Raw genomic sequence first — 22359 nt, forward strand, 5'->3', positions numbered from 1 at the left:
GCTGGCCGACTACTGCCCCCGATGACCCAGCCCTACAGCTTGCGATGCTTCAACGCCGGCAGGCTCTCGCGCACGCTCGCCAGGAAGGCCTCGTCGAGCACGCCGCTGATGACGCCCTCGCCTTCGCGCAGCACCGCCTTCACTTCACCCCAGGGATCGACCAGCATGCTGTGCCCGAAGGTGCGGCGGCCGTTCGCGTGCAGGCCGCCCTGGGCCGAGGCCAGCACGTAGCACTGGTTCTCGATCGCGCGCGCGCGCAACAGCACTTCCCAGTGCGCCAGGCCGGTGGTGTGGGTGAAGGCGGCCGGCACGATGATCAGCGCGCATTCGCCCATGGCGCGGAACAGTTCCGGGAAGCGCAGGTCGTAGCACACCGACAGGCCGACGCGTCCGAACGGCGCCTCGAAGCTGCCCACGGCTTCGCCCGGCACGATGGTGCGCGCCTCGTCGTAGGATTCGCTGCCCTTGTTGAAGCCGAACAGGTGGATCTTGTCGTAGCGGCCGACCGGCTTGCCCTGCGGGTCGTACACCAGGGTGGTGTTCATGACCTTGCCGTCTTCCCGGGACACCAGCGGCAGCGTGCCGCCCACCAGCCAGATGCCGTGCTCGCGCGCCAGTTGCGCCATGCAGTCCTGGATCGGGCCGGCTCCTTCCGGTTCGGCCTGGGCCACCTTGTCGGTATCGCTCATGCCCATGATCGGCCAGTATTCCGGCAGCGCCACCAGCTGCGCGCCTTGGCGCGCCGCCTGCGCCACCAGCCGGCGCACGGTCGCCAGGTTGTCTTCCACCCGCGGGGTGGACACCATCTGCACTGCGGCTACTGTCGTCATGTCGATGTCACTCCTTCTTTGCATTGGGCCGCGCGGCGGCGGGCGCCGGCGGCGGCGGATTGTCGATCTTGGTGATGGTCGGGGATTTCCACGGCCCGGAAATGCGCATCTGGTAAGTGAGCGCCTTCATCACTGGCGCGCGCAGGAACAGCTGCGCGAGGTAGCTGCCGATGCCGACGATCGGGTTGACGGCCAGGCCGTACACCAGCGGTCCGGTGCCGAGGTTGAATTCCGGGATCACGACCACCCGCAGGTTGGTCGTCTCGTGGGCGATGTCGGCGCTGCCGTCCATCAGGATGGTGGCGGCCACGCCATGCATCTTGAGGTTGTCGGTGCGCAGCACGCCGCGCTGGATCAGGGCATTGGCGCTGATGCCGTCGAAGGCCAGGCCTTCCGAGAACACGTCGTGGAAGTCGAGCTTGAGCAGGCGCGGCAGCGCCTGCAGGCTCAGCACGCCGAGCAGCTTGGCCGCACCCGGGTCCTGCTTCAGGAACTGGCCCGATTCCACGTTCATCTCGATCTGGCCCGACAAGGTCGGGATGTCCAGGTCATACGGCAGTCCGCTCCACGAGATGTCGCCCGACATCTTGCCCTTGCCGCGGCGCAGGGTCTCGGGGAAGCCGAGGCGGTCGAGCAGCTTGCCGGCATCAATGATGTCGAGGATGAAGTTCAGGCTGGTGTTGCTGCGTCCGTCCTTGGTCAGCCAGCGTCCGTTGGCCTTCAGCTGGCCGTCCGGGTTGTCGATGCTGAGCCGGTTGATACGCCATTCGCGCCCGGCCAGGGCCTGCACGTTGCTGGCCTGCAGTTCGAGGCGGCCGAGGCGCTTGTCGGCCAGCTGGAACTGTTCGGCCACGATGTCGAGCGAGGGGATGGTGGCGCCGGCGCCGCGGTTCGATTCCAGCAGGTGCTTGACCTCGGCCTCGCCCGACTCCGGGATCACCAATGAGGCCAGGCGCGCCGTGACCTTGCCCAGCCCGCCCCCACTGCCGGATTCGGCCCAGGTCACGTAGCCGCTGGCATGGCGCGATTGCAGGTTGGCCTGCCAGGTGTCGCGCAGGTGGGTCGCCCCCATCACCACGTCGGCCATGCGCCGTTCGCCGATGGTCAGTTCGCCCACGCGGCCCGCGATCACGGTCGGCAGCACGTATTGCGTGAAGTCCCCGCCCCCGGCGGCAGCCGCAGCAGCGTCGCCGCCCTCGCCCGCGATCGCCTTGCCGGCCGCGATCCAGCCGTCCGCATTCAGGGACTTCATGTCCACGTGGATCATCATGCCGCCGTCCGGCTCCGGCGCCGGGACGTTGACGCCGATCCCGCCACGCAGCACGGTCCAGGGCGCGCGTCCGTTCTTCTCGCGCAGGTAGCGCGCCGCCACGTTCTCGCCCAGCGCCACCCGGATCTCGTCGCGCGCCACGCCGCCCACGGCCGGCTCGCCGGCCAGCACGAAGCGCAGCGGCAGGCTGTCCGCTTCCGGCTTGTTGAGCGGCGCCGGCAGTTCCAGGCCCAGGCCCGCCAGGTTCGATTCGAGCGTCACGCTGCGCCGGCCCTCGCGCACGAGCACGCTGCCGGTATACGGCGTGCTGCCCGACAGGCGCTGCGCCAGGCGTCCCAGCGCCGGGGCCGGCGCGGTGCGGCGCATGCCCTCGGCCGACAGGCTGCCGTTCAGGCGGATCGCGATGCTGCCGTCGCGCTGGGTGCCGCCGGACAGGGCCAGCGGCCCGCCGAGGAAGCTGGCGCCGATGCCGTTCAGGGCCACGCCGCGCTCCCAGAAATCGACCCGCCCCTCGGCGGCCTGCAGCACCGGCAGTTCCGGGAACAGGCTGATGTCATTGCCCAGCAGTTGCAGGCCGCCCTGGACCTTGGTGTCGCCCAGGTGGGCCAGCGGCATGCGCAGCTTCAGCCCCAGGCGCGCATTGCCGCCGCCCCGGGTGTCGTCGAGGAAGTGGCCGATCCAGCCCGGCACCGGGCTGGCCGCCACGTAGCGCAGGAATTCCTGCAGCGGCGCGGCCGCGTTGCCGTCGATCTCGAGCATCATCTGCTCGCGCGCACCCAGGTCGGGAATCACCGCCTTCACGTTCGACAGCGCCACCCCCATGGTGCGCAGGCTGGCGGCGCGGATTTCCATGCGCGCGCGGTCGAACTCGATGCGGCCGTCGATGTTCTCGGCAAGCGGCCACTGCGGCGTGCCGTCGGGGTGCCGGTGGCCCGGCGCGTATTCGAGGCGGGCCTTCTCGAGGCGCCCGGCGACATGGAATTCGCCGCGCGCGCGCTCGAGCATAGTGGTGGCGCGGAAGGGGAAGCCGGCCAGGTCGCCGCGCAGGCGCAGGCGCGCATCGCGCAGGGTGCCGCCCTGCAGCGCGTCTCTCAGCCAGTGGGCCAGGTGCTCGGGCGTGGCCAGCGGCAGGAAGCGTCCCACCGAAGCGATCGCGAGGCCGTCCAGCGTGCCGCTGAAGTCGGCCGTGCCCGGGCCCGCCCTGCCCCCTCCGGGCAGCAGCGGCAGGGTATGGCGTCCCGACAGCGCGCCCTTGAGGGCGCCTTGCGCGAAGGCCAGGCGCTCGACCTCGACCAGCAAGTGCTTGCCCGGATCGAGCTTCCAGCGTGCCTTCAGGTCGAGGCGGTCGAGCGGCAGCGCGGGCTCGGCGAACCAGGCCGGCATGTGCAGCACCAGCGCGCTCGAGTCGACCGTCACGCTGCCGCCGTTCTGGTTGGCGTCGATGCTGCCGCTCAGGTTCTGGAAGCCGGGCGTGGCCGGACGGGCCGGGAGTGCCGGCTGGCCGTTGCTGGCCGCCTGGGCCGGGCGGGCCGGCTGGGGATGGATGGCCAGGCCCGCCACGTCGCCGCGCAGCCGGAACCCGCGCAGCGCCGGATAGCGCCCTTCCCATTCGGCCGCGACGTCGAGCAGGCGGCCGCGCGGGGCGTAATCGAGCAGCATCTGGCGCTGCTGCGGCGGCAGCGGCAGGTAGCCGGCCAGCGCCGCCAGCGCGCCGAGGTCGAGCTGGCGTGCGCTCAGCTCGCCCTGTTCGGGCTTGCCCCCGCGCGCCGGGCGCCAGCGCTGTTCGAGCGTGGCCGGCGGCAGCGCGCGGCCGTCGCGGGTGGTCACCGAGAAATCGGTCAGGCTGATGGTGTGGCCGTGGGCGCCGAAGGTCGGCTTGCCTTCGTCCTTCCCCGGCAGCATTTCCTCGGCCGCGGCCAGGCGTCCCCTGACCAGCGCCAGCTCGAGCGGCGCCAGGCTGGCGCCGAGGCGCGCATTGACGTCGGCCAGGGCCAGGTCGGCGGTGAAGCCGGCCACCCGGGCCTGGTCGACGTTGAGCCAGGCGCGCACCGAACCGCGTCCGCTGGCCATCTGGAAGGGCAAGTCGACGTGCTGCTTCCAGGCCACCAGGTCGGCATCGCGCAGGTCGGCGTACAGCTCGCCCTTCCAGCGGCTGAAGTCCGAGGGACGGGCGCCGAAACGGTGGCGGAAGCGCGCGCGCACGTCGAGCGGGCGGGCGAGCGCACGCGGCGGGGTGGCGCGCAGCGCGAAGCGGTGCCCGCCGCCGAAGCGGTTCAGCAGCGCCATGGTGACGTCGGTGAGGACCAGGGTCGGCCTGCCGCGCAGCTCGTCGGTCCAGTCGACCCGGCCGCCGCGGATCACGATCTCGCGCTGGCGCAGCAGCCAGTCGGCGCCGCGCCCGTCATCCTTCTTATTCGGATCGAGGCGCACCCCGGCCACCGTCAGCACGCCGTCGCGGCCGCGCCGCACGTCCAGCTGCGGACCGCGCACTTCGAGCGCATGCAGGCGCGGCTCCAGCGTGGCCAGGCTCCACCAGGACAGGGCCGCCGAGACCGAGGGCAAGGCCAGCACCTGGCGCCCGCCGCGGTCGATCAGGCGGACGTCGCCCAGCGTCAATACCGGATGGATGCCCTGCCAGCCCGCCTCCAGGCGCGTGATCGTGACCCGGTTGCCGAGCGCGCGCCCGGCGGCCGCCTCGATGTCGCCTTTATACAGGTCGATGTTGGGCAGGATGGCGTAGCGCAGGGCCAGGAACAGCAGGGCCAGCGCGAAATACAGCAACAGCACCAGCTTGATGGCGAAGCCGAGGAAATGGTGCGAGGCCAGGTTGGCATAGCGATAGCACGCCCGCAGGCGATGCCAGCGAACGGCCAACGGCAGGTGCGCTGCCGCCGCCTGCGGGTCCTGGTTGTCCATCAAGGTACTCAAAAAGGCTCGCCGTAAATTTGATTCTCTAATAACAGATCGCTTGCAACAGTCGCGGCGTCTACCTTACCATCGTGCTGACCCTAGGGTGCGCGGCGGGCAATTCTACCGCACCAACGCCTGCCGGACGGCAAAACACACACCGGATCAAGATCATGATTGCAGCTGCTTCCGCTTCCGGTTCGCCGGCCGACCATTCCCGTTTCCTGCAGCGCTGGCTCGGCGCCGATGCCGCCCGTGCCGCCCTGCTCGACGAGGTATGCCGATTATCGCTGTCCAGCCTCGATCTGGGCGCCTTTCTGGCGCGCGAACTGGACGCTGGCCTGCCCCTGCCGCGCGCCATGCGGCGCCTGCGCAACCTGCTCGTCTGCGCTATCGTCCGGCGCGACCTGGAAGGCCTGGCCGGCCTGGACGAGGTGGTCACGGCCATGACCCGTTTCGCCGACTTCGCCATCCAGACCCATGCCGCCGCCCTCGCGGCGGAAATGGTGGCCGCCCACGGCATGCCGACCGGCGAAGAATCGGGCCGGCCGCAGCAACTGATCGTGCTCTCCATGGGCAAGGGCGGCGGCGGCGAACTGAACGTCTCGTCCGACATCGACCTGATCTTCGTCTACCCCGAGGACGGCGATACCGCCGCCGGCCCCGGCCAGCGCCAGCTGTCCAACCACGAGTTCTTCGTGCGCCTCGGCCGGCGCCTGAACGCCGCCCTGTCGGAAGTCATCGAGGACGGTTTTACTTTCCGCGTCGACATGGCGCTGCGTCCCAACGGGAATTCCGGGCCGCTCGCGGCCAGCCTGGCGATGGTCGAGGAATACCTCATTGTGCAGGGCCGGGAATGGGAGCGTTATGCCTGGGTCAAGGCGCGCGCGGTCACCGGCGACCCGGAGGACGTCGCGGCGCTGGACGCGATCGTGCGCCCCTTCGTGTTCCGGCGCTACCTCGACTTCGGCGTGATCGACGCGATCCGCAACATGCACGCCCAGATCCGCGCCGAGGTCAAGCGCCAGGAACGCCTGCATCCCGAACGCAGCCACAACGTCAAGCTGGGGCGCGGCGGGATCCGCGAGATCGAGTTCCTGGCCCAGGTGTTCCAGCTGATCCGCGGCGGACGCGACCCGGCGCTGCGCGAACGCTCGACCCGGACCACCCTGCGCCTGCTGGCCGAACGCGAACTGCTGTCCCAGGACACGGTGGCGCGCCTGCTCGACGCCTACACTTTCCTGCGCAACCTCGAACACCGCCTGCAATACCTGGACGACGCCCAGACCCATACCCTGCCGGCCAGCGAGGACGACCGCCTGACGGTTGCGCACATGATGGGCCTGGCGGACGTCCCCACCCTGCTGGCCCGCCTCGAAGAACAGCGCGCCTTTGTGGCGGCCCAGTTCGACGCCATCTTCGCGAGCAAAGCAGAAGCGGCGGAAGCCGCCGACCCCGAGGCCTCCACCCTGGCCGACGACCCGGAAAACCGCGAGGCGATCGCCGCCCGCCTGGCGGAGCTCGGCTACGACGACGCGGCGGGCGCGGCCGCGCGCCTGGTCGCCACCCTGCAGGGACCGCGCCTGTCCAGCCTGCCCGAGGCCAGCCGCGTCAGGCTGCTGGCGCTGGGCGACGCCGCCCTCGGCCAGATCGCCACCGTGGTGCGCGAGGCCGGCGTCGGCAGCCATGCCGCCACGCTCGGCCGCCTGCTCGACTTCTTCGAGGCGATTGCGCGCCGTTCGGCCTACCTGTCGCTGCTGACCGAGTACCCGCACACCCTCGAGCGGGTGATCCGGATGATCAATGCCAGCGGCTGGGCCGCCACCTTCCTGACCCAGCACCCGATCCTGCTCGACGAACTGCTGGACGACCGCAACGAGGGCGCCGGCGACATGAGCCAGCTGGCGGCGGAGCTGGACGGGCAGCTGCTCGCGGCGGCCGGCGACACCGAGCGCCAGCTCGACATCCTGCGCGAAGCCCACCATGCCCAGCTGTTCCGGCTGCTGGCCCTGGACCTGGCCGGCGAGCTCTCGGTCGAACGCCTGGCCGACCACCTGTCGCTGCTGGCCGACACCATCGTCGGCGCCACCGTCCGCCACGCCTGGCGCGCGGTCGCCAGCCGCCACCGCGAGGAGCCGCGCTTCGCCGTCATTGCCTATGGCAAGCTGGGCGGCAAGGAGCTCGGCTATGTGTCCGACCTCGACGTGATCTTCCTGTTCGACGACGAGGACGAGATGGCGCCGTCCAACTATGCCAAGCTGGCGCAGCGCTTCATCACCTGGAACACCGCCCACACGGCGGCCGGGATCCTGTTCGACATCGACACCGCGCTGCGCCCGGACGGCGCCAGCGGCATGCTGGTGTCCTCGGTGGCCGCCTTCGAGCGCTACCAGGACAGCTCGGCCTGGATCTGGGAACACCAGGCCCTGACCCGGGCCCGTTTCTGCGCCGGCGACGCCGCCATCGGCGCGCGCTTCGAGCTGATCCGCGACGCCGTGCTGCGCAAGGACCGGAGCGCACAAGAGCAGCAGCTGAGGGACGAAGTCCGCGCCATGCGCAAGCGCATGCGCGACGCCAACGTCAACCCGACCGCGCTGTTCGACCTCAAGCAGGACGAAGGCGGGATGATCGACATCGAGTTCATCGTCCAGTACCTGGTGCTGCGCCACGCGGCGAATTATCCGCAATTGACGGCAAATGCCGGCAATATCGCGCTGCTGAAGCTGTCTGGCGAACTCGGCCTGATCGAGGCCGCCCTGGCCGCGGCGGTGGCCGACGCCTACCGCGCGATGCGCCGCCTGCAGCACCAGGTGCGCCTGCAGGGCCAGGAAAAGGCGCGCGTCGATCCCCAAGTGCTGGGTCAGCATCCGGCCCAGGTCCGGCGCCTCTGGGATGCCTGTTTCGGTCATTAGCCCACCTCCCTCACGGATGCACCATGATGGTGCATCCGCACCCCTCCCAAGCATTTTCCCTCCGCTTTGCACCCGGTTTGTGCCCCGCTTTTTTATTGACTTTCGGGTCAGAGATTAAATCTATCAACTGTTGTTTTTTGGATAGTTTTACCCTACGTACATATTGACACTAGTCAAGAAGGAAGTGATCTTATACAGATGTGTATGCACTTCAGCATTGCCGCTACCCGTGGTGTGCCGGGCCGCACAGGTTGCAACCTTTTAAAAACGTAGAAACGCCCCTTCGGGCGCTAGATGGAGAACACATGCAACAACCAACCAAGATCGCGATGGCCGTCGCTATCGCCCTGCAGTCGATGATTTCCGTGGCGCAGGCTCAAGAGGCCCCGCAACGCGTCGAGATCACCGGCTCGCGCATTCGCGCGGTTGACCTGGAAACCGCGCAGCCTGTCCAGGTTGTGAACCAGGAACAGATCCAGAAGAGCGGTCTGGTGACCGTCGGCGACATCGTCAACCAGCTGTCCTCGGTTGGTACGCCTGCATTCAGCCGCGGCTCGGTCCTGACCTCGAATCGCGAACAGGGCGGCCAGTACATCAACATGCGCAACCTGGGTTCGCAGCGCCTGCTGGTGCTGGTCAACGGCAAGCGCTGGACCGCATCGGTGGCCGGCTTCACCGACATGTCGACCGTCCCGTCGGCACTGATCGAGCGCATCGAAGTGCTGAAGGACGGCGCTTCCTCGATCTACGGCTCGGACGCGATCGCCGGCGTGGTCAACATCATCCTGAAGAAGAGCATGCAGGGCGGCACCGCCAGCGTGTACCAGGGCGCCAACGAACAGGGCGACGGCAAGAACAAGGACTTCTCGGTCAGCTACGGCGCCGGCGACGAAAAAGCCAGCCTGCTGTTCGGCCTGACCCACACCACCCAGGGCGAAGTCTGGGCCAAGGACCGCAACAAGACCGCCTTCACCTTCGGCCCTTACCACCACAACGCCGGCCTGGGCACTTCGCCTTGGGGCCGCATCACCCCGGTGAACGCATCGGGCGGCTCGAACACCAGCGCTGCGGCAGGCGGCTTCAACCGCATCATCAACCACACCGGCACCTACGACGGCGTGGGCGTCAGCGCGGATTCGCGCAATCCGGCCAACTACCACACCTATGGCGCCGCCGACCCGGACGTGTTCAACTCGACCCAGCAGATGCACCTGCTGTCGCCGAACAAGCTGACCTCGATCTTCACCAAGGGCGAAGTCGCACTGCCGTTCGACCTGCGCCTGACCAGCACCGCGATGTACGCCGTGCGTGACTCGACCCGCCAGATCGCCGGCTATCCGCTGAGCTCGACGACCCAGACCAAGTTCCCGGTCTACATCGACAAGGACAACTACTTCAACCCGTTCGGTAACCAGGTGGCCGGCGCCGGCAAGGGCATCGACCTGTTCTTCGCCCGCCGCACCATCGAAGTGCCGCGCCGGACCGACAACACCAACCGCACCCTGCACCTCGACGCCGCCCTGGAAGGCGACTTCGAATTGCGCGGCCTGCCGTGGAACTGGTCGGCCAGCTACAACTACAACAAGGTCGAGGGCTCGAACACCGGTTACGGCGACCTGAACCTGCTGAACCTGAAGAAGGCCCTCGGCCCATCGTTCCGCAACGCCTCGGGCGCGGTCCAGTGCGGCACCGCGGCCAGCCCGATCCCGCTGGCGGAATGCGTGCCGTTCGACATCCTGGGCGGCCCGTCGGCCTCGACCCCGGCAGCCCTGAACTACGTCATGGCAGTCGGCCAGGCCACCTACGGCTCGACCATCAGCAACGCCAACGTCGACCTTGGCGGTGAAGTCCTCACCCTGCCGGCCGGCGCGCTCGGCATCGCCGGTGGCCTCGAATACCGCACCGTGCGCGGCTACGACCGTCCGGGCCAGTTCGAGCAGTCGGGCTACTCGACCGGCCTGGCCGGCAACTCGACCTACGGCCGTTTCACCGTGCGTGAAGCCTACCTCGAAGCCCAGATTCCGCTGCTCAAGAACGTGCCGTTCGCCGAGCTGCTGAACCTGAACCTGGCGTCGCGCTATTCGGACTACTCGAACTTCGGTTCGACCACCAACAGCAAGGCCAGCTTCATGTGGAAGCCGATCAAGGACCTGCTGGCACGCGGCACCTGGGCCGAGGGCTTCCGCGCTCCGACCCTGAACGACACCTTCGGTGGCGGTTCGCAGTCCTACGACAGCTACCTGGACGCCTGCGACAGCCAGTTCGGCAATGCGGCTTCGACCCCAGCCACCAAGGCGCGCTGCACCGCCGCCGGCGTGCCGGTCAACTTCCGCCAGGTCAACCAGGCAGGCACCCCGGTCACCGCCGGTGGCGCCCAGACCCCGACCCCGTTCCAGACCGGCGCCGGCAACTCGGCACTGCAGCCTGAAACCGCGGTCACCCGCACCGCCGGCCTGGTCTACAGCCCGTCCTACGTGCCGGGCCTGACCGTCGGCCTCGACTGGTTCAACATCCGCGTCAACAACCGTATCACCGCGATCAGCGCGACTTTCGTCGTCAACGAGTGCTACGTCAACGGCGTGACCAGCTTCTGCGACGCGATCAAGCGTGATCCGATCACCGGCCAGATCGTCAACCTGTCGCGCGGCAACGCCAACCTGGGCGCGATGGAAACCGAAGGCTACGACCTGAGCCTGGCTTACCGCCTGCCGCGTACCAAGTACGGCGTGTTCGGCTTCCGTTCGGAAAGCACCTACGTCGACTCCTGGCGCAGCAAGTCGAGCAACACTGGCAACTTCACTGAGTTTTCCGGCGAGTACGACATCTTCAAGTGGAAAGCGAACGTTGCCTTCGACTGGAGCCTGGGCAACTGGAACGTGACCCTGGCCAACCGCTTCTACAGCAGCCAGAAGAACCGTTGCTGGACCGCCTCCCCGGCAGTCGAGTGCTCGAACCCGACCGGCCTGGCAACCTGGGGCACCGGCTACAACAAGTTCAAGGAAATGTGGTACACCGACCTGTCGGTCGGCTACGCCCTGCCTTGGAATGCGAAGCTGCTGGCTGGTGTGAACAACATCGGCAACAAGGGTCCGATCATCAACTACAACTCGAACAGCGGCTACGGTGGCCCGAACTCGTCGAGCTCGGTGAACCCGGAACTGCCGATCGACCGTTTCTTCTACGTCCGCTACAACCAGAACTTCTGATTCTAGCGACTAACTACGGTTAATCGATTCGACGCAATTTAATTGCGTCACAAGCCCGACCGGCGCAAGCCGGCCGGGCTTTTTTCATTTCTGATTAACATTTTCAGCGGTCAATGGTGAAATTGTAATTGTTAAGTAAATACACATTTATGCAACACTTAGTCATTCTGTAAGGTTGATTCCATTGACACTCCGGGACGGCAGGTGCTTTGATTGCTGACTTGAAAGTAAGTTCAGTTAAAACCTTGACTATTTTCAGGTTGGTCCAAGGACCCTTCCCTGTGGCTTTGCTGCACGACAGCATGGCCGCGTTTTCACCCAAGGAGTTTGCAACATGATGGAAACAATCTTGTCCCGGTCGATCCGCGCGATCTGCCTGGGCGGCATGACCCTCGGCATGCACGCCGCGGTTGCCCAGGAAGCGGCGCAGCCGCTGCAGCGCGTCGAAGTGACCGGCTCGCGTATCCGCCAGGTGGACCTGGAAACGGCCCAGCCGATCCAGGTCATGACCCAGGAACAGATTCAGAAGACCGGCCTGATCACCGTCGGCGACGTGCTGAACCAGCTGTCCTCGGTCGGTTCGCCGGACTTCAGCAAGGGCGGCTCGCTGACCTCGAACCGTGAAAACGGCGGCCAGTTCATCAACCTGCGCAACCTCGGCTCGAACCGCCTGCTGGTGCTGGTGGACGGCAAGCGCTGGACCCAGTCGGTCGACGGTTACACCGACATGTCGACCGTGCCGGCCTCGATGATCGACCGTATCGAAGTGCTGAAGGACGGCGCCTCGTCGATCTACGGCTCGGACGCGATCGCAGGCGTGGTCAACATCATCCTGAAGAAACGCATGGACGGCGGCAACCTGAGCGTCTACCTGGGCGCCAACAAGGAAGGCGACGGCAAGAGCAAGGACTTCTCGCTGAGCTACGGCGCCAACGGCGAAAAGGCGTCGCTGATGTTCGGCCTGTCGCACACCGAGCAAGGCGTGGTGTGGGCGAACAAGCGTCCGATCACCGGCTTCCCGCGCGGCCCGCAATACCCGACCGAAGGCTTCGGCGTCGGCCCATGGGGCAATATCACCGACCTCGACGGCACCTTCGACAAGGTCCTGAACCACACCGGCGGCCCGCTGGGCGACGGCACCGGCAGCGACTCGCGCAACCCGGCCAACTACCACGACTACGACGGCCGTGCCGCGGACAACTTCAACAGCGCGTCGCAGATGATGTTCGCGATGCCGACCAAGCTCGACACCCTGTTCACCAAGGGCACCGTCGAACTGCCGTACGGCATGCAGTTCCAGACCACCGCGATGTACTCGCAGCGCAAGTCGGTGGCCCAGATCGCCGGCTACCCGCTGAACAGCTTCAGCCAGCCGGCCTTCCCTGTCTACATCGACAAGGACAGCTACTTCAACCCCTACGGCAACCAGGTAGCAGGCGCCGGCAACGGCCAGGACCTGATCTTCTACCGCCGCACCATCGAGCGTCCGCGCATCACCGAGAACCAGAACCGCACCCTGCACATCGACGCCACCCTGTCGGGCGACTTCGAATTCCGCACGCTGCCATGGAACTGGAGCGTCGGCTACAACCACAGCGCGCTGCGCGGTTCGACCTACGGCACCGGCAACCTGAACCTGCTGAACCTGAAGCGCGCCCTCGGCCCGTCGTTCCGCAACGCTTCCGGCGTGGTCCAGTGCGGCACCGCCGCCAACCCCATCGCGCTGGCGGAATGCCGTCCGTTCGACATCATCGGCGGCCCGTCGGCATCGAACCCGGAAGTGCTGGACTACGTCATGTCGACCGGCCAGGCCACCTACGGCAGCACCATCAACAGCGCCACCGCCGACATCTCGGGTGAGATCTTCAGCCTGCCGGCCGGCGGCGTCGGCGTCGCGGTCGGCCTCGAGCACCGCGAAGTGCGCGGCTACGACCTGCCGGGCCAGTTCGAGCAATCGGGCTACTCGAGCGACCTGGCGGGCAATCCGACCCGCGGCCGCTACACCGTGCGCGAAGCCTACGCCGAGGTGAACGTGCCGCTGCTGAAGGGCGTGCGTTTCGCCGAGCTGCTGAGCCTGAACCTGGCGACCCGCCACTCGGACTACAGCAACTTCGGCGTGACCAACAACAGCAAGGCCAGCTTCATGTGGAAGCCGACCAAGGATCTGCTGGTGCGCGGCACCTGGGCTGAAGGCTTCCGTGCTCCGTCGGTGGGCGACACCTTCGGCGGCGGCCAGCAGACCTTCGACGACTACCTGGATCCGTGCGACGCGCTGTACGGCCAGACCAGCGACCCGGCCGTGGCGGCACGCTGCGCGGCGGCAGGCGCCGGCGCGGGCTTCCGCCAGCTGGCGCAGACCGGCCCGATCACCAGCGCCGCCGGCGACCAGAGCCCGTATCCGTTCATGGCAGGCGCCGGCAACGCGGCCCTGACTCCGGAAACCGCGGTCACCCGCACCGCCGGCTTCGTGTACAGCCCATCCTTCGTACCGGGCTTCACCCTGGGCCTGGACTGGTTCAAGGTGAAGATCGCCAACCGCATCACCGAGATCACCTCGACCGACGTGGCGGAATACTGCTACGTGCAGGGCCTGGCGCCGTACTGCGCCGCGCTCAAGCGTGATCCGATCACCGGCCAGATCACCTCGCTGAACCGCGGCAACGCCAACATCGGCGCTCAGGAAACCGAAGGCGTCGACCTGTCGATCGCCTACCGCCTGCCGCGTACCAAGTACGGCCAGTTCACCCTCCGTTCCGACACCGCCTACGTCGACAAGCTGCGCGAGCAGGCGACCGCCGGTGCGGAATGGGTCGACGAAGCCGGCGAGTACTTCTACAACCGCACCAAGACCAACCTGTCGCTGGACTGGAGCCTGGCCAACTGGAACGCCACCGTCACCACCCGCTACCACGGCGGCGTGAAGGACCGCTGCTACAAGGTCAACGCCACCGAGTGCTCGAACATCGGCGGCGAAGCAAGCTGGGGCAAGAACTACAACCAGCTCGGCGGCGTGGCTTACACCGACCTCAGCGTCGGCTACAAGACCGCGTGGAAGGGCCAGGTCATGGTCGGCGTCAACAACCTGCTCGACAAGAAGCCGCGCCTGATCACCACCAGCGCCGCCTCGTCGTCGCGCGTGGATGCGGACTACCCGATCGACCGCTTCTTCTACGTGCGCTACAACCAGGCATTCTGATGACGATGCCCTGCGGGGCATGATCGGAGAGTGCAGCAATGCCCGCCAGGTTCGCCTGGCGGGCATTTTTCATTGGGCGCGGGTATCATGGCGGACTACGCAGACAGCAGAACAACACAATGGCAATCAAACTCAAGAACGACAAGGACATCGCGAAAATGCGCGTCGCCGGCCGCCTCGCCGCCGAGGTGCTGGCGATGATCAGGGAACACGTGCTGCCCGGCGTCTCGACCGAAGAACTCGACCGCCGCTGCAACGACTACATCCGCAAGGTCCAGAAGGCGACGCCGGCCAACGTCGGCTACCACGGCTTCCCGAAGACCCTGTGCACCTCGGTCAACGGCGTGGTCTGCCACGGCATCCCGAGCGAGAAGGAAGTACTGAAGGAAGGCGACATCGTCAACATCGACGTCACCGTGATCAAGGATGGCTGGCATGGCGACACCAGCCGCATGTATTTCGTGGGCGAGCCCGCGCCGGTGGCGCGCAAACTCGTGGATACCACCTGGCAGGCCATGATGGCCGGCATCCGCCAGGTCCGCCCGGGCGCGCGCCTGGGCGACGTCGGCCACGCGATCCAGAAGCTGGCCGAAGGCGCCGGCTTCTCGGTGGTGCGCGAGTACTGCGGCCACGGCATCGGCCGCGTCTACCACGAAGAGCCGCAGGTGCTGCACTACGGCCGCCCGAACACCGGCCTGCTGCTCAAGGAAGGCATGACCTTCACGGTGGAACCGATGATCAACCTTGGCGGCGCCGACGTCGACCAGCTCGACGACGGCTGGACCGTGGTCACGGCGGACGGCTCGCTCTCGGCCCAATGGGAGCACATGGTGGCGGTCACCAAGAACGGGGTCGAGATCCTGACGCCCTGGCCGGACGCCTGAAGCGCGGGACGAAAAAAAACCCGGCTTGACGCCGGGTTTTTACTAGGCGCGAGGCGCTTAGAAGTTGTACTTCGCCGAGACGGTGAAGTAACGGCCGTACGGGTTGTGCAGGCCGGCGTTGTAGCCGGTGCCGCCGATTGCGCCGTAGCGCGGATCGTACGGTGCGGCTTCGTCGAACAGGTTCTGGACGTTGAAGGTCAGCGCCATGTTCTTGATGCCGGTGTAGGTGTAGCCCACGCCGACACGGACCCATTCCTTGACCGCGCAATCCGGGAAGGCCGCCAGGTAGCCCGGCACCGATGCGCTGGCGCTCGGGAAGTTCGCCGTCGTGGTGCTGTTCACAACCGGAGCGTAATGGCAGAACGGCATCGCGTAGGTGACGTCCTTGTCCCACTTGCGACGCAGCGAAACCTGGCCGGTGTAGTTCAGGTTGGCGCTGAAGGAATGCGCACCGCGGCTCAGCGAGGCCGACATGTTGGTCTTCCAGCGCGGAACGTTCAGGCCGCTCGACAGGTTCCAGTCCACCAGGCCGGCGTTGAAGCCAGCGATGTTGTGCTCCGGATCGCCCGCTTCCTGTGCCAGGTAATAGGCATGGGTGTAGGTCGAGGTCAGCTTGGCGCTGAAGCTGCCGATCGAACCGAGGTTCTTGCGGAAGGCCACGTCGATGTCGACGCCGCGGGTTTCCATCGCGCCCTGGTTGAGCCAAGGCTCGCGCACTGCCAGCAGCGGACCGGTGCCCGGGATCGGGTTGCCGGCGGCATCGCGCAGCAGGTTGGCCGGGTTGGTGTCGCGCACGATCAGGCCGGGATTGTTGTTTTCGTTACGCAGCGCGTCGAAGGCCGAACCCAGTGCCACTTCGCCTTCCTTGCGGATCTTGAAGAAGTCCAGGCCGAAGTCCCAGTTCGTGGTCGGCGAGAACAGGATGCCGAACGAGTAGGACTTCGAGGTTTCCGGCTTCAGGTCCGGATTGGCGCCGCCCGTACCCGATGCCGACTTGTTGCAGTCCACTTCCGTCGCGCCTGGTTTCGGGGTGCGCTCGTCGGCTTCGCAACGCTTCGGATCGAACAGGCCCGTCAGGAAGAACTGCGCGCCGCCCGGGGTCACCTGCGACAGTGCCGGAGCGCGGAAGCCTTCCGCATAGGTACCGCGGAAAGCCAGGGTCTTGGTGGCGGTCCACTTGGCGCCGACCTTCGGCACGAAGTTGGTCTTCATGCCTTCGTACTTGTCCCAGCGGCCGGCGAAGTCCATCTCGAAGTTCTTGAAGAACGGAGTACGGAATTCCACGAAGCCCGACTTGACGTCGCGCTCGCCGTCGATGATGACGTTGGCCAGGCCGTAGATGTTGCCGGCTGCCAGTTCCGCATCCGGACGCATGATCAGGTTCTCGCGGCGGAACTCGGCGCCGACCGCCATGCCGATCGCACCGCCCGGCAGCGAACCGAAGGTGGTGCTGGCCTTGGCATCGAACTGGGCGATCTTCGAGCGGTCATCCGAGCGGGTGCTGCGGAACAGGGTCGGGTCGGCGGCGACCTGGGCGAGCGTCGAACCTGAATTCAGCTTGCGCAGGGTCGGCAGGTAGAGGCGGCCGTTGTAGCCGTCTTCCTTGCGCGCTTCGTTGTACAGGAAGGCGGTTTCCCAATCCCAGTTGAAGTGCGAGCCCGACAGGCCGGTCAGGAAGCGGCCGGTCTGGTTGATGGTCTCGGTGCCGCTCGGCGCATTCTCGAAGCGGTACACGACCGAGGCGCGCGCGGTCGGGAACGGGTTGTCCGGGTGGCCGACCGGCAGGATGGTCTGGTACGACGGCGCCACGCCGCTGGCGGTGAAGTTGGTCACCGGGGTGGTGCTGATCGAGATCGGCGACGAGGTGTACTGGCGCTCGGTGCGGGCATACGCCACTTCAGCGAAGGCGCGCACGTTCTCGCCCAGCTTCAGCACGCCGCGGGTCAGGAAACTGCCGTCCTTGCCGGCGCTGGTGCCTTCCAGGTTCTGGTTGCTGTCGTAGTTACAGAAGGTGCGGCCGATAAAGACGCTGCTGGCGGCGAAGCCCATCTGGGTGCTGCCGACCAGTTGACGGTTGGTCGGGCAGTTGGTCAATGGAATGCGCAGGCGGTCGGCGGCATTCGCCTGGGTCGCGGTGAACGAACCCGAACCCGGGGCGCTTTCGCGGTAGAAGATTGGCGAAGCCGAAATGTTGCTGCCGAACGGAGTCGCATAGCGGTTCTGCAGGCGCTTGTACTCCTCGAACTTGATGTCGCGCACTTCGTCGCGCTGGGTGCGGTCGCGGTCCGAGATGTCGGCCGTGAAGAACACATTGAAGCCGTCGGTCTCGACGTCGCCCAGGCCGGTGAAGAAGGTCGCGCCCTTGCGGGTGAATTCGCCGTCGTCGTTGGTGCTCATGCGGGCGCTGATTTCCGAGCCGCGGAACGCCGACTTGGTGATGAAGTTGATGACGCCGCCGATCGCGTCGGAGCCGTACACGGCCGATGCGCCATCCTTCAGGATCTCGACGCGCTCGAGGGCATTCAGCGGGATCTGGTTCAGGTCGTACAGGGTCGAGTTGCCGTTGTTCGGGTCGGCGTAGGCCGACGGCGCCATGCGGCGGCCGTTCAGCAGGATCAGGGTCGAGGTCGACGACAGGCCGCGCAGCGAGGCGGTCGAGACGCCGCGCGAGAAGCCGCCGTCATTCGTGTCGAGGTTGTTGTCGGTACCCATCGCCGGCACCAGGCGGATCAGCTCGGTGACCGTGGAGGCGCCGGACTCGCGGATTTCCTTGGCGGTGATGGTCTGGATCGGCTGGGTGCCTTCCTTGTCGGTGCGCTTCAGGTTCGAACCCGTCACATAGACGGTAGACGGCGCTTCCGATGCGGAGTTCTGCGCCAGGGCGAACGGTGCGGCGCCAACTGCCAGGGCAACTGCGACGACACTGTGTTTCAAAAGAGGTTTATTCACGTTTTCCGTCCCAAACATTTCTATTATGTTTTCTCGAGTATGAGATATGCATTTCATGCATACAGGGATTAAGTCTCGCAGGAACTTGTTAGTAAGAAAACGCTCTTCTTAAGGAAAGGTTAAAAAACCTGATACCTGTTGTTTTTCCTCAACGCCGAATATTCTTCTGTGTTAAGCGCATATCTACATATGAAAAACGCCCCTCCCGGGGCGTTTTGCAAACTTCTGTATGTACAGCCTTGCCGCTTATTTTGCGTTCATCAGCGCAACGGTGGTGTCCAGCATGCGGTTCGAGAAGCCCCACTCGTTGTCGTACCAGGACGATACTTTCACCAGGCGGCCCGACACCTTGGTCAGGGTCGCGTCGAAGTTCGACGAGGCCGGGTTGTGGTTGAAGTCGACCGAGACCAGCGGATCGGTGTTGTAGGTCAGGATGCCTTTGAGGGCGCCTTCCGACGCCGATTTCATCAGCTGGTTGACTTCGTCGACGGTGGTGTCGCGCTTGGCGATGAAGGACAGGTCGACGATCGACACGTTGATGGTCGGCACGCGGATCGCGAAGCCGTCCAGCTTGCCGTTCAGTTCCGGCAGCACCAGTCCGACCGCGGCGGCGGCGCCGGTCTTGGTCGGGATCATCGACTGGGTGGCCGAACGGGCGCGGCGCAGGTCTTCGTGCATCACGTCGGTCAGCACCTGGTCGTTGGTGTAGGCGTGCACGGTGGTCATCAGGCCGGTTTCCAGGCCGATGGCGTCGTGCAGCGGCTTGACCAGCGGGGCCAGGCAGTTGGTGGTGCAGGATGCGTTCGAAATCACGGTATCGGTCGACTTCAGCACGTCCTGGTTGACGCCGAATACGATGGTGGCGTCGACGTCCTTGCCGCCCGGTGCCGAGATGATCACCTTCTTGGCGCCGCCCTTCAGGTGGGCCGAGGCCTTCTCTTTGGTGGTGAAGAAGCCGGTGCACTCCAGCACCACGTCCACGCCCAGTTCGCCCCATGGGATCTCGGCCGGGTTACGCTGCGCGAACACGCGGATCTTGTCGCCGTTGACGATCATGTTGTCGCCTTCGACCGTGACGGTGCCCGGGAACTTGCCGTGCGCGGTGTCATAGCGGGTCAGGTGGGCGTTCGATTCGGCATTGCCCAGGTCGTTGATCGCCACGATCTGGATGTCTTGCTTCTTGCCGCCTTCGTAGAAAGCACGCAGGATGTTGCGGCCGATGCGGCCATAACCGTTGATTGCAACTTTGATCGTCATTGCTTAGCTCCTGATTATAGAAAAAACTTTTTCGTACCCCAGATACACAGCGGGCCGCCCTGGGGCAGCCCGCTAAAACGCTTTACGCCGCGATGACGCCCTTGGCCTTGGCCACGACGTTCTCGACGGTGAAGCCGAAGTGCTTGAACAGCACCGGCGCCGGCGCCGATTCGCCGAAGGTGTCGATGCCGACCACCGCGCCTTCCAGGCCCACGTACTTGTACCAGAAGTCGGTCACGCCGGCTTCGATGGCGACACGCGGAATTCCGCGCGGGAGGACCTGTTGCTTGTAGCTTTGTTCCTGGCGCTCGAACACGTCGGTCGACGGCATCGAGACCACGCGGGCGGCAATGCCCTCGCCTGCCAGCGCGTCGGCGGCCTTCATCGCCAGTTCGACTTCCGAACCGGTGGCGATCAGGATGACTTTGGCATCGGCGGCGTCGCGCAGCACGTAGCCGCCCTTGGCCACGTTGGCGATGGTGGCGGCGTCACGCTCCATGAACGGCAGGTTCTGGCGCGAGAAGATCAGGGTCGACGGGCCGTCCTTGCGCTGCACGGCGGCGCCCCAGGCCACCTGCGATTCGACGGTGTCGCACGGACGCCAGTTGTCCAGGTTCGGGATCAGGCGCAGCGAGGACACGTGCTCGATCGACTGGTGGGTCGGGCCGTCTTCGCCCAGGCCGATCGAATCGTGGGTGAACACGAACAGGGAGCGGATCTTCATCAGGGCGGCCATGCGCAGGGCATTGCGGCTGTAGTCCGAGAAGGTCAGGAAGGTCGCGCCGAAGGGGATGAAGCCGCCGTGCAGGGCGACGCCGTTCTGGATCGCGGCCATGCCGAACTCGCGCACGCCGTAGTTGATGTGGTTGCCCGGGATGCCCGAGCGCACCGCCACCGATTCCTTCCAGTTGGTCAGGTTCGAGCCGGTCAGGTCGGCCGAGCCGCCCAGGAATTCCGGCAGGATCGGGGCCAGGGCCTGGATCGCGTTCTGCGAAGCCTTGCGGGTGGCGATGGTTTCCTTCTTGTCGACGCAGGCGGCGATGGCGGCGTCCAGCACTTGCTGGAAGCTACCCGGCAGCTCGCCCTTCATGCGGCGCTCGAATTCGGCGGCCAGTTCCGGGTGGGCGGCGCGGTATTCGGCGAACTTGGCGTTCCACTCGGATTCCATCTGCGCACCGCGTGCCTTGGCGTCCCAGGCTTCATAGATCTCGCCCGGGATGTCGAAGGGGATCGGATCCCACAGCAGGTGCTGGCGCACGGCCGCGATTTCCTTGTCGCCCAGCGGGGCGCCGTGGACCTTGTCGCCGCCTTCCAGGTTCGGCGCGCCCTTGCCGATGATGGTCTTGCACATGATCAGGGTCGGACGGTCCGAGCCTTTCGCCTGTTCGATGGCGTCGGACACGGCGGTCACGCTGTGGCCGTCGATCTGGCCGATCACATTCCAGCCGTAGGCTTCGAAACGCTTGCGGGTGTCGTCGGTGAACCAGCCTTCGACGCGGCCGTCGATCGAGATGCCGTTGTCGTCGTACAGCCAGATCAGCTTGTTCAGGCGCAGGGTGCCGGCCAGCGAGGCCACTTCGTGCGAGATGCCTTCCATCAGGCAGCCGTCGCCCAGGAAGGCATAGGTATAGTGGTCGACCACGTCGTAGCCCGGGCGGTTGAATTCATAGCCCAGCAGCCACTCGGCCAGCGCCATGCCGACCGAGTTGGCGATGCCCTGGCCCAGCGGGCCGGTGGTGGTTTCCACGCCCGGGGTGATGCCCACTTCCGGGTGGCCCGCGGTCTTCGAGTGCAGCTGGCGGAAGTCGCGCAGGTCGTCCATCGTCAGGTCGTAGCCGGCCAGGTGCAGCATCGCGTAGTGCAGCATCGAGCCGTGGCCGTTCGACAGCAGGAAGCGGTCGCGGTTGAACCAGCCCGGATTGGCCGGATTGTGGCGGTAGTGCTTGTCCCACAGCGCGACGCCGATCTCGGCCATGCCCATCGGCATGCCCGGGTGGCCGGAGTTGGCTTTCTGGACGGCGTCCATCGCCAGCGCGCGGATCGCGTTGGCCATCAGGGTGGTGGTTTGCGTAGATTTCATGAGCGTACGGAGGTCTGGATTGGGAAGCGGTGGCGGTGCAGCTGGCCGTAACCCGTTATTTTAGCAGACAGACTGCTGCCGAATTAAAATGCAGCTTTGTTCACTCCGGAAAAGCGCCGCATGCCCCGTTTTTATTGTCCCGAGCCCTTGATTGTCGGCGCCACCGTCGATTTGCCCGAGTCCGTCGCCCACCACCTGCACGTGGTGCGCATGCAAGCGGGCGACGCCCTGACCCTGTTCGACGGCCGTGGCGGCCAGTACGACGCCACCCTGGCCGACATCGGCAAGCGGCGCGCCAGCGCCACGGTCGGCGCCCACGAAGCGCGCGAGGCCGAACTGCCGTATGCCCTCACCCTGGCCCAGGGCTTGCCGGAAGGATCGAAGATGGACTGGATCATCGAGAAGGCGGTGGAACTGGGCGTGGCCCGCATCGAACCGCTGGCGGCGCGCCGCAGCGTGGTGCGCCTGTCGGGCGAGCGCGCGGAGAAGCGCCACCTGCACTGGGAAGGCGTGATCGTGGCGGCGTCCGAGCAGTGCGGGCGCAACCGGCTGGCCAGCCTGGCGCCGGTGGCGGAGTTCGGGCGCTGGGTGGCGGCGCCCTCCCCCGCGCCGCGCATCCTGCTGAGTCCACGCGCAGACACCTCGCTGGCGCAATGGGCGCGCGCCGCCGGACCGCAGGCGCTGACCCTGATGGTGGGACCGGAAGGCGGCTTCACGGCGGAAGAAGAAGAGGCGGCGCTGGCCGCCGGCGCGCTGGCCCTGTCGGTCGGTCCGCGGGTGCTGCGCACCGAGACCGCGGCGCTGGCGGCGCTGGCCATGCTGGGCGGGCTCTGGAACGGCATGTAAACCTGGCGGGCGTAAAAAAACC

General features: G+C 66.3%; 10 protein-coding genes. 5 read left to right on the top strand and 5 right to left on the bottom strand.

All coding sequences use genetic code 11. The annotated features are described in order from the left end of the window. Nucleotides 1-32: 32 nt before the first annotated feature. Nucleotides 33-830 (bottom strand): carbon-nitrogen hydrolase family protein, encoded by a 798-nt coding sequence (locus AC56LK_RS05870; RefSeq protein WP_497183635.1) that lies wholly within the window; start codon nucleotides 828-830, stop codon nucleotides 33-35. Between the two features lie 7 nt (nucleotides 831-837). After that, nucleotides 838-5016, bottom strand: coding sequence for a YhdP family protein (locus AC56LK_RS05875; protein ID WP_497183636.1), 4179 nt, complete (start codon nucleotides 5014-5016; stop codon nucleotides 838-840). A gap of 164 nt (nucleotides 5017-5180) precedes the next feature. On the opposite strand from AC56LK_RS05875, the gene glnE reads away from it, so the two are divergent. The 4 genes from glnE to map all read left to right on the top strand — a co-directional run bounded on the left by glnE (nucleotide 5181) and on the right by map (nucleotide 15205). Beyond that, nucleotides 5181-7919 (top strand): bifunctional [glutamate--ammonia ligase]-adenylyl-L-tyrosine phosphorylase/[glutamate--ammonia-ligase] adenylyltransferase, encoded by a 2739-nt coding sequence (glnE, locus tag AC56LK_RS05880; protein WP_497183637.1) that lies wholly within the window; start codon nucleotides 5181-5183, stop codon nucleotides 7917-7919. A gap of 305 nt (nucleotides 7920-8224) precedes the next feature. Next, on the top strand, nucleotides 8225-11125 hold the full coding sequence (locus AC56LK_RS05885) for a TonB-dependent receptor domain-containing protein (RefSeq protein WP_497183638.1): 2901 nt from the start codon (nucleotides 8225-8227) through the stop codon (nucleotides 11123-11125). A gap of 334 nt (nucleotides 11126-11459) precedes the next feature. Beyond that, nucleotides 11460-14321: a TonB-dependent receptor plug domain-containing protein gene (locus tag AC56LK_RS05890; protein ID WP_497183639.1), complete on the top strand. Its 2862-nt coding sequence runs from the start codon at nucleotides 11460-11462 to the stop codon at nucleotides 14319-14321. Nucleotides 14322-14440: 119 nt separating this feature from the next. Beyond that, nucleotides 14441-15205 carry a type I methionyl aminopeptidase gene (gene map / locus AC56LK_RS05895; RefSeq protein WP_497183640.1) on the top strand — a complete coding sequence of 255 codons (765 nt, stop codon included), beginning with the start codon at nucleotides 14441-14443 and terminating at the stop codon, nucleotides 15203-15205. 57 nt (nucleotides 15206-15262) lie between these two features. Here map and AC56LK_RS05900 read toward each other — a convergent pair whose 3' ends face one another. The 3 genes from AC56LK_RS05900 to tkt form a co-directional block, all read right to left on the bottom strand. Further along, nucleotides 15263-18139: a TonB-dependent receptor domain-containing protein gene (locus AC56LK_RS05900; RefSeq protein ID WP_497183641.1), complete on the bottom strand. Its 2877-nt coding sequence runs from the start codon at nucleotides 18137-18139 to the stop codon at nucleotides 15263-15265. A gap of 261 nt (nucleotides 18140-18400) precedes the next feature. Beyond that, nucleotides 18401-19411, bottom strand: coding sequence for a type I glyceraldehyde-3-phosphate dehydrogenase (gene gap / locus AC56LK_RS05905; RefSeq protein WP_497183642.1), 1011 nt, complete (start codon nucleotides 19409-19411; stop codon nucleotides 18401-18403). 82 nt (nucleotides 19412-19493) lie between these two features. After that, nucleotides 19494-21491, bottom strand: a complete 1998-nt coding sequence (gene tkt, locus AC56LK_RS05910) for a transketolase (protein WP_497183643.1) — start codon at nucleotides 21489-21491, stop codon at nucleotides 19494-19496. A gap of 120 nt (nucleotides 21492-21611) precedes the next feature. Between tkt and AC56LK_RS05915 the strand changes: the two genes are divergently transcribed. Beyond that, nucleotides 21612-22337 (top strand): 16S rRNA (uracil(1498)-N(3))-methyltransferase, encoded by a 726-nt coding sequence (locus tag AC56LK_RS05915; RefSeq protein ID WP_497183644.1) that lies wholly within the window; start codon nucleotides 21612-21614, stop codon nucleotides 22335-22337. Nucleotides 22338-22359: the final 22 nt, after the last annotated feature.

The organism is Telluria sp. ZB4P36 (genome assembly GCF_059685865.1).